Source organism: Bacillus sp. Je.9.29.b (genome assembly GCF_051129925.1).
In the GTDB taxonomy this organism is placed as follows: domain Bacteria; phylum Bacillota; class Bacilli; order Bacillales; family Bacillaceae; genus Bacillus; species Bacillus safensis.
The window spans coordinates 1-357 of record NZ_JBCPSO010000025.1 but is presented as its reverse complement, the minus strand read 5'-3'; the positions used below and the strand labels follow the sequence as shown (position 1 = coordinate 357).

Sequence of the window (357 nt, the reverse complement as noted above, 5' to 3'; positions counted from 1 at the left end):
TACCAGTGGCACCGGTAGGACCTGTTGGTCCAGTAATACCTGTTGCCCCCGTAGTTCCAGTTGAACCGGTGATACCCGTTGCCCCGGTAGGTCCGGTAGCTCCAGTGATACCCGTTGCCCCGGTAGGTCCGGTAGCTCCAGTGATACCCGTTGCGCCAGTAGGTCCAGTAGCTCCAGTGATGCCCGTTGCGCCAGTAGGACCGGTAGCTCCAGTGACACCTGTAGCGCCCGTAGGACCGGTAGCTCCAGTGATGCCCGTTGCGCCAGTAGGACCGGTAGCTCCAGTGACACCTGTAGCGCCAGTAGGTCCGGTAGCTCCGGTAATACCCGTGGCGCCGGTAGAGCCAGTAGCTCCGG

At 61.9% G+C, this 357-nt stretch carries 1 protein-coding gene; it reads right to left on the bottom strand.

What is annotated here, in order from left to right; genetic code table 11:
* Window positions 1-357: hypothetical protein (locus AAZR19_RS18930; RefSeq protein ID WP_434703994.1), on the bottom strand; the 357-nt coding region annotated here is incomplete at both ends.